An 8,280-nucleotide genomic window follows, 5' to 3' on the forward strand; every position below is an offset into this window, starting at 1 on the left:
GGCCATCGCCGGGGCGCTGTTGGCGGCCGCGGCGATGGCGCCGACGCCGAGGTTGCCCACGGTGCTCGCGCCGCTGCTCGCGACGGTGGTCGCCACGTTGGCCGCGTGGTTGAGCGCGCCTGCGTGGTTGAGCGCGGAGACCGCGCCCGCCACCGCCGTCTGCAACGGATCATCCTGGAACGAGCTCTGCGCGGCCGAGGCCGCGTCGGCGGTGCCCGCGCCTTCGGCGATGCGCGGCGGCAGGCGGAACTCGCCCGGCGTGGTGACCACGGCGGTGGTGGCGGCCTCGTAGGTCTCCATCACCAACGCGGCACGCACGTCCATCGCGGTCTTGGCGACCTCGGCGGCCTCCAGCGCGCCCGACACCGCGCCGGGCGGGTTGGCCGAGGCCACCACGGCGGCGTTCACCGCGGCGATCTCGGGCAGGCTCGGCATGGCGATCGAGGCAACCGTGTAGGCGGTGGCGTTGGTGGCGGCCTTGGCGCTCATGCTAGCCGCCAGCGCGCTCTGCTCGGCGGTCCACGAGGTGAACTGGACCAGCCGGGCGAGCGCGGCGATGCCGTTGACACCCTGCATGCCGATGCCGAGTTCGGCCATCACCCGGACGAGGGTGGCGGTGGCGTCCGTCCAGGCGGCGGTCAGCGTGCCCCACGAGGTGGAGGCGGCCGAGATCGGCACCGCACGCGCACCCGCGTTGAGCGTGACGGAGTTGGCTTCGGCCATGCGTGGCAGCCAGAAGACCCCGGTGATACCTAGCGTCATGCTTGTGTCTCCCCTGTTCGACGATCCGCGTGAGCCGTCAGGCTCCGATGGTTCCGGCGACGGCCTGCATCACGCCGGCCTTGGCCACGTCCTCGACGACGTGCGTGCCCAGCTGCACGCGCAGCACGGCGGCCGCGTGGTGCAGCTCGAGGATGGCCTGGGCGATGGCGCCGTCGTGGGTGGCCGCGGCCCGGTTGAAATGGTGCGCCGCCAGCAGGGAGACCTCTTCGGAGCCGGAGGGCAGCACGTGGGTGGCGGGGCCGGCGAACCCGGCCGCGCCCGCGAGCCGCTCGGCGAGCAGATCCAGCTCGGCCGCCGCGGCGAGAACGAGCTCGGGTGTGATGGAAACGTGGCCAACCATTACTCGACTCCTTCTAGTGGCTGTCCGTTCGAGGTCTGCCGCTGCGGGCAGACCGCAACCGCGCGGTGCTCGACGTGGCGGAACTCCTGTGGACGAACCGAGAATTCCCCCTACGAGTGATTGGACGCGACGGCGCCGCGATCGGTTCCATCGAATCCCCTCCCTCGTGAAGATCTTGCCAGCCGCCCTTTCGGGCCCCCAACTCCCCGCCGCGCGAGGAGGATCGGCGACCGTGCCGAAGATCTACCCCCATCCCAGCTGATGCAGCCGCTCCTCGTCAATGCCGAAATAGTGCGCGATCTCGTGGATCACGGTGACGGCGACCTCCTCGACCACCTGCTCCTCGTCCTCGCAGATGTCCAGGATCGCCTCGCGGTAGATGGTGACCGTGTCGGGAAGCGAACCGCCGTAATGACTGTCGCGCTCGGTGAGGGCGATGCCCCGGTAGAGGCCGAGCAGGCTCGGCTCCTCGGGATCGCGCGCCTCGACCAGAACCACCACATTGTCGATGGCGCTGGTCAATTCGGGCGGGATCAGATCGAGGGCGTCGGAGACCAGTTCCTCGAACCGCTCCTCGGACATGACGACGGCCATCGCGCCCGGCTCGTCAGCGCGGCTGCGGCGGCAGCGGCGCCGCGCCGGGCAGCGGGGTGGGGGTGGAGCGGCCGGTGTTCGGCGGCGGCACCGGGGCCTCGCCGTTGATCAGGATGTCGCCCTTGGCCGTGCCGACGATCGGCGCGAAACCCTCGCGGTCGGTGCCCTTGCCGATCATGCAGTCCAGTTTGCGGCTGCCCGCCAGCCAGCTCGCCGCGTCCACGTAGTCGAAGAACAGCGTCAGCGTCTTGTTGCGGATGGCCTCCGGCGAGCCGAGATAGGCGTTGACCGCCTCGGTGCACTGCTGCTCGACGTACTTGTCCTGATCGGCCTTGGCGGGCGGGCCGCCGGTGAAGTGGGCGCCGAGATCGACCGAGGCCACGATCTCCACCGAATGCTCCTGCGCGCACTCGACCGGGTCGGTGGGCAGGTTCTGGTTGATGCCGAGGCAGGTGCCGGGCTCGAAGATCTTGGACTGGTCCTGGTCGCGGGGGGGGGGGCCGGGGGGGGGCGGGGGGCCCGGCCCGCCCGCCACGGCCGCGCCGATCCTCACCGCCACCGGGCTCACCAAGTCCTATCGCGTGCGCGGCCGTTCGGTGGCCGCGGTCCAGGACGTGGGTTTCGAGGTCAGGGCGGGCGAGGTGCTCGGCGTGGTGGGCGAATCCGGCTCGGGCAAGTCGACGGTGGCGAAGATGGTCACCGGGCTGACCGAACCCGACGCGGGCGCGCTGCGTTTCGGGGCGACGGACCTGACCCGTGCCACCCGCCTGCCCGGGCAGATCGGCCTGGTCGCCCAGGATTCGGCCGGCTCCTTCGACCCCCGCTACCGGGTCGGCGAGATCATCGGCGAGGCGGTCGCCCTGCGCGTCGGCAGGCGGGAGCGCCGCGCCGAGGTGGCCGAGCTGCTGCGGGCGGTGCACCTGCCCGCCGACTGCGCCGACCGTCATCCCCGCGAGCTGTCCGGCGGACAGCGTCAGCGCGTCAACATCGCCAGGGCGCTGGGCTCGGCTCCGCGACTGGTGGTGTGCGACGAGCCGGTGTCCGCGCTCGACATCTCCGTGCAGGCCCAGATCCTCGCGCTGATCGCCGAACTCGCCCGCGAACGCGGCGTCGGCATCGTGTTCATCTCCCACGACCTGGCCGTGGTCCGGCAGATCTGTCACCGCCTGCTGGTGCTGCATCGCGGCGTCGTCGTCGAATCCGGCCCGGCCGAGGACGTCTTCACCGCACCGGCCTCCCCCTACACCCGAGCACTACTCGACTCCGTCCCGCGCCTGCCCGCGCCGGACGCCACAGAAAGCGATGTGCGTGCGTAATCGCCTCAGAATCGACATCATCGGCAGACTCGGCGCCGACCCCGGCCGCCGCCCAGGCGACAACAGCCCCGGCGGCGACAACACCTGCATCGAGCGCGGTCCCGCCGGGCGCGGCTCGCGCCGCCGTTTCCGTCCCGGCCGGGCCTTGGCCCTGCTGCTGGCGGGCGTCGTCGCAGCCGCGAGCGCCTGCGCCGCCGATCCCGAACCCGGCAGCGCAGGCGGCGGTCCGACCACCGACCCGCGGCCGGGCGGCACCTTCACCATCGCCCTGCCCACCTACCCCTCGCGCGGCCTGAACCCGCACTACGGCGCGGCCTTCGACGCCTCCCAGGTGCTGCGCAACAGCTTCGACAGCCTGATCGCCGAGGACCGCGCGGAGGAATTCCACCCCTGGCTGGCCACCGAGTGGACCGTCTCGCCCGACGGCCTGGTCTACGAGTTCACCCTGCGCGAGGACGTGATCTTCCACAACGGTGAGAAGTTCGACGCCGACGCGGTGAAGGCCACCATCGATCACCTGCGCGATCCGAACGGTCCGTCGTGGACGGTGCTCGGCCTGTTGCAGTACTCCAGCGTCTCCGCGGTCGACGTGCTCGAGCCGTACAAGGTGCGCATCACCCTGAGCACCCCGCGCGCGGACTTCCTGTCCACCCTGGCCGGGCTCAGCGGCGCCATCGTCGCGCCGAGCAGCCTGAACGCCGACAAGGAGACCCTGACCAGCGGCGCCGGGCTCGTCGGCAGCGGCCCGTTCGTGCTGACGGACGCGGTCCAGGGCCAGGAGTTGCGCTACCGGAAGAACCCCGACTACAACTGGGGCCCGGCCACCGCGCGGCACCAGGGCGCGCCCTATGTCGACGAACTCGTCGTCAAGTACATCCCCGATGCCGGCACCCGTGCCGGGCTGCTGCGCAGCGGCGAGGTCGACGCCGTCGGCACCGTCAAGGCCACCGACATCGGCTTGTTCGACGGCGTCGACGGATTCCGGTATGAGCAGATCGGCTCGGCCGCCTCGCCGACGGTCATCATGCTCAACGTCACCAACGGCCCGACCGCCGATGTGCGGGTCCGCCGCGCCATCACCAAGGGCGTCGACATCGCCGCGGTGGTGCAGAGCCTGACCAAGGGCACCCAGCAGCGCGCGTGGAGTCTGATCTCCCCCGACAGCGCCTTCTACGACCCGAAGTACGAGAACCAGGGCGGCGCCGACCTCTCCGCCGCCCGCGCCCTGCTCGACGAGGCGGGCTGGACCGGCGCCGACGCCGACGGCTACCGCACCGACGCCGCGGGCAAGCAGCTGCTCGTCCGCCTGCTCGCCACCGTCCCCACCTATCCCGAGGACGACTTCCTGAAGGCCTGGCAGGCCGAGCTGCGCCAGAACCTCGGCATCAGAGTGGAATTGCAGTTCGTGGAGAACGCCCAGGTCTACGACCTGCTGGCGCGCAACGAGTACGAGGCCTTCCCCCGCCAGGTCGGCGGCCTCGACCTGTCGTTGCAGTTCAACCGCGCCTACGGCTCGACCACGCCGGACCTGAAGTACGGGCAGGTCGACGGCATCACCCTCGGCTCCATCGTGGCGGGCGCGAAACTGGCCGACCCGGAGATCGACCGGCTGCTCATCGACGCCACCAAAGCCACCGACCGGGCCCGGCGCAAGCAGCTGTTCGACGAGCTCACCGCCCGTCTGCTCGACCAGGCCGTGGCCATCCCGCTCTACACCGACCGCAACAGCCTCGCCGCGACCTCGGCGATCCACAACCTGACCACCCTGTTCGACCCGCCCCGCAACACCGTCAACGCCTGGGCATACGACATCGCCGTCCGCTGACCAGCCGTCTGCCACCGGAAAGACTCACCGTTCCAGGAAGGCTCGATCATGACCGTCGCCACGCACACCCTGACCTTCGACCGCAACATCCCGCGCGGCATCGTGCACCGCGAATCGATCGCCGAGGTGTTCCTCACCGACGCCCAGCCTACACCGGACGGGGCGGTCTTCGCCGCCCAGTTGCCGCGCAACCACTCGTATTTCAGCGACCACCGCGGCACCGCCACCACCTACGACCCGCTGCTGCTGATCGAGGTGTTCCGGCAGGTCGCGATCTACTACGCGCACACCTTCCTCGGTGTGCCGCGCGGCGAGAAGTTCATCTTCGGCTCCGCCGATTTCGCCATCGCCGACCCGGAGATCCTGCGCATCGGCAACTGCCCGGGGCACTGCGTGATCGAGGCCAGGGTGGTGGCCGACAAGCGCCGCGACGACCGGGTCGTCGGGCTGTCGCTGGAGATGGTCGCCGAGATCGAGGGCAAGGAGGCCGCCAGGGAGGTGATGGTCTACCAGTGGATGCCCGCCCCGGTGTGGGCGCGCATCCGCGAACGCGGCCGGGGCGCGCTGGGACTGCCCGCGCAGCACAGCATCCCGGAGCAGCTGCCGGTGGCGCGGATGCGACCGGGCGCCGTCGGCAGGCACAACCCGCGCAACGCCATCCTCGCCAATCCCGCCCTGGCCGGCGAGGAACTGAGCGCGCTGACCATCATCGACACCAACCACCCCTCGCTGTTCGATCACGCCCTCGACCACGTGCCCGGCATGTTGCAGTTCGAGGCGGCAAGACAGGTCGCGATGGCCGCGGCCAACGCCGTGCTCGGCCTCGACACCACCCGCATGGTGATGCATCGGCTGACCATCGAATTCCTGAGATTCGCCGAATTCGAACGGGACACCGTCGCCAAGGCCACCGTCGAACGGGCGCCGGGCGAGCCGGGCGGCGCGCGGGCGCGGGTGAGCCTGGTGCAGGGCGTGGACGTGGTCGCCGCGGGCGAGGTCGAGCTGGGTTTCCGCCCGGCCGATGTCTGGACGATGGTCCAGTGAGCGCGGGGAAGACGGCGGCGCCGTTCGTCTGGTTCGATTTCGGTGGCGTGCTGTCCCCGCCGTTGGACGAGCTGTTCGGGCGCTACGAGCAGGTCACCGGCATTCCGGTGGCGCTGTTCAAGCACGCCATCGCCGAGGTCGGGGCCCAGTACGGGCTGCCGCCGCTGGCCCCGATCGAACTGGCGTTGCTCGACGAGCGCGAGTGGATCGCCCGGCTGCACGCGGTGATCAGGGCCGAGGCCCCCGGACTCGACCTGTCGCGCAGTGAACCGGATTTCGGCAGGCAGTGGTTCGCCGGGCACCGGGTGAACGCCGTTGTGCGCGATTTCGCGATCGAGCTGGCGGAGAGCGGCACACGGGTCGGGGTGCTGAGCAACAACGTCGTCGAGTGGGAGCCCTACTGGCGGCCCATGATCGACCTCGACCACGTGCTCGACGCCCTGGTCGACTCCTGCAAGGTCGGCTACCGCAAGCCCGACCAGGAGATCTTCGCCCTGGCCGCCGAACAGGCGGGCGTCGAGCCCGGACGGTGCGTGCTCGTCGACGACCTGGCCGAGAACTGCGCGGCCGCACGAGCGGCGGGCTGGACGGCGGTGCGGTTCCACACCGCCGAGCAGGCCGGCGCCGAGGTGCGCGAGGTGCTGGCGCGATGGCCTCACCGGGTCGCGGCGAGGTAGCCGTCCGGCCGGATCACGGCGGTGGTCCAGACCTGGTCGGGGGTGACCTTCCCGGTCACCACCAGCGCGTCGGCCGGGGCGTCCGGCACCGGGGTGTGCTCGTCGGGCCGGATCGCCACGAACCGGCTCGCGCGCAACAGCCCGGCGAGGGTGGTGACCGTGCCGTCCGGCCCGGTCACCACCAGGTCGTGCTGGAAGCCGGGCTGGAACTGACCACTGATGAGCTCGGCCACCGCGTCGTGGACGGCGGGAACGGCGAGCATCGCCAGCACCGCGTCCCGCAGATCGGGATCGCGCGGGTTCATCATCCGCGATTGCAGCACCGTGTTGCCGACCACGGCGGCGGCGACGGCCACCCGCTCACGCGAATAGTCGTCCAGGACACCCGGGTCGGCGCGGCCCGCGAGCACGGCGGCCAGCCGCCACCCCAGCGCGAAGGCGTCCTGCATGCCGGTGTTGAGGCCCTGTCCGCCCAGCGGATAGTGGCTGTGCGCGGCGTCGCCCGCCAGCAGCAGGCGGCCGTCGCGCAGCCTGGTGCGGAACCGGCCGTGGTCGCTGAACCGGGTGGTGTGGGTGACCGCGCCCAGCGCGGGCTCGGCGCCCAGCACGTGGGCCAGCCGCCGCCGGTACTCCGCCTCGGTGGGTTCGGGCCGCCGCCCGAGCGGCCCGCTGAAGTCCATGGCGATGATCCGCGCCGCGCCGAAGGGGTTCGGATTGTGCATGGTCCAGCCGGTGGGGGTGGCATGCCAGCCAGGCGGGATCTCGCCCGGCCGCTCGGCGACCGCGAGCGCGGCGATGGCGTTCATGGTCGCCGGGAAGGTGGTCGCGGGGAAATCGCCGGTGCGGGCGACGAGACCGCGGGCGCCGGCGGCGCCGACGACGTAGCGGGCGCGGATGCGCAGCGACCGTCCGCCCGAGTGTTCGGCCACCTCGGCCAGCACCGCGCCGGGGCCCGCCGACAGCGCTGTCACGGTGTGGCCGCGCAGGATTCGCGCGCCGAGCGCGGCCGCCCTGTCCTCGAAGGCCACTTCGAGCCGGGCCTGCGGGATGCCGGCGATGGGCGCCGGTTCCACGCTCGGCGCGCTGATCGTCAGCACGGGCTCGGCCGCGAACTGGAAACGGGTGCGCACGATCCCGTGCGGATCGTGGGCGATCTCCTCCGGGGTCCTGGACGGCAGGTAGCCGCGGCGCGCCAGCAGCGACAGGGCGCGGGCGTGCACCGTCCCCGCCCTCGGCCGCTCGTCCGGTTCGGTGCGCGTCTCCGCCAGCACCACCTCTGCCCCTTGCAGGGCCAGTTCGGCGGCCACCAGCATGCCCACCGGTCCGCCGCCGACGACCAGGACGTCGGTGTCCACGCTCGCCTGCGGGGTGTTCGTGAGGGGGTGGTTCGCCGTGGTCATCGCGTGCTCCTTCGTGCGGGACGGCCGGTGCGGGGCAGCGCGATCCGGTCGGGCCGGTGCGCGGAACCCTTGTACGAGAGTCATAGTAGCTACTAATGTTCTAGTACCTAGTGGTGACAACGTCGGTCGCCGCGTCCACCGAACCCTGCCCGCCCACTGCCCCAGGGAGATTCATGTCCTCAGCCGACATCACCACCGAAACCGGCAGCGCCGCCGAACCCGTCCCGGGCTCCGCCGTCGGGCCCGCGGGCCCCCCCCCCCGCCCCCCCCCCCCGCCCCGGGGGGGGGGCGCCCCCGTAGG

9 protein-coding genes are annotated in these 8,280 nt (G+C 71.7%); 4 read left to right on the forward strand and 5 right to left on the reverse strand.

Annotated features, from left to right (window positions below):
* The 4 genes from QH283_RS01110 to QH283_RS01125 form a co-directional block, all read right to left on the reverse strand.
* On the reverse strand, positions 1 to 762 hold a 762-nt coding region (locus QH283_RS01110), incomplete at its 3' end, for a PPE domain-containing protein (RefSeq protein WP_280501153.1).
* 37 nt (positions 763 to 799) lie between these two features.
* On the reverse strand, positions 800 to 1,123 hold the full coding sequence (locus tag QH283_RS01115; protein ID WP_280501154.1) for a PE domain-containing protein: 324 nt from the start codon (positions 1,121 to 1,123) through the stop codon (positions 800 to 802).
* Between the two features lie 243 nt (positions 1,124 to 1,366).
* Positions 1,367 to 1,717, reverse strand: a complete 351-nt coding sequence (locus tag QH283_RS01120) for a metallopeptidase family protein (RefSeq protein WP_280501155.1) — start codon at positions 1,715 to 1,717, stop codon at positions 1,367 to 1,369.
* A 13-nt stretch (positions 1,718 to 1,730) separates the two neighbouring features.
* Positions 1,731 to 2,276, reverse strand: a complete 546-nt coding sequence (locus QH283_RS01125) for a septum formation family protein (RefSeq protein ID WP_432420637.1) — start codon at positions 2,274 to 2,276, stop codon at positions 1,731 to 1,733.
* A 22-nt stretch (positions 2,277 to 2,298) separates the two neighbouring features.
* Between QH283_RS01125 and QH283_RS01130 the strand changes: the two genes are divergently transcribed.
* Genes QH283_RS01130 through QH283_RS01145 form a run of 4 tightly spaced genes read left to right on the forward strand, consistent with a single transcriptional unit; the run spans position 2,299 to position 6,579 of the window.
* Positions 2,299 to 3,033, forward strand: coding sequence for an ABC transporter ATP-binding protein (locus QH283_RS01130; RefSeq protein ID WP_280501156.1), 735 nt, complete (start codon positions 2,299 to 2,301; stop codon positions 3,031 to 3,033).
* Positions 3,026 to 4,858: an ABC transporter substrate-binding protein gene (locus QH283_RS01135; protein ID WP_280501157.1), complete on the forward strand. Its 1,833-nt coding sequence runs from the start codon at positions 3,026 to 3,028 to the stop codon at positions 4,856 to 4,858. Before QH283_RS01130 ends, QH283_RS01135 begins: the two co-directional genes overlap by 8 nt.
* Before the next feature lie 48 nt (positions 4,859 to 4,906).
* Positions 4,907 to 5,902: a ScbA/BarX family gamma-butyrolactone biosynthesis protein gene (locus tag QH283_RS01140; RefSeq protein WP_280501158.1), complete on the forward strand. Its 996-nt coding sequence runs from the start codon at positions 4,907 to 4,909 to the stop codon at positions 5,900 to 5,902.
* Complete coding sequence (locus tag QH283_RS01145) at positions 5,899 to 6,579, forward strand: HAD-IA family hydrolase (protein ID WP_280501159.1); 681 nt, start codon at positions 5,899 to 5,901, stop codon at positions 6,577 to 6,579. The genes QH283_RS01140 and QH283_RS01145 overlap by 4 nt, the downstream gene beginning before the upstream one ends.
* On the opposite strand, the gene QH283_RS01150 is transcribed toward QH283_RS01145, so the two are convergent.
* The gene (locus QH283_RS01150; RefSeq protein WP_280501160.1) at positions 6,558 to 7,979 is read right to left on the reverse strand and encodes an FAD-dependent monooxygenase; all 1,422 of its coding nucleotides are present in this window, start codon (positions 7,977 to 7,979) and stop codon (positions 6,558 to 6,560) included. The two genes, QH283_RS01145 and QH283_RS01150, sit on opposite strands and share 22 nt — an antisense overlap.
* Positions 7,980 to 8,280: the final 301 nt, after the last annotated feature.

Origin of the sequence: Nocardia farcinica, assembly GCF_029867845.1 — a bacterium.
GTDB classification, from domain to species: Bacteria; Actinomycetota; Actinomycetes; order Mycobacteriales; family Mycobacteriaceae; genus Nocardia; species Nocardia farcinica_A.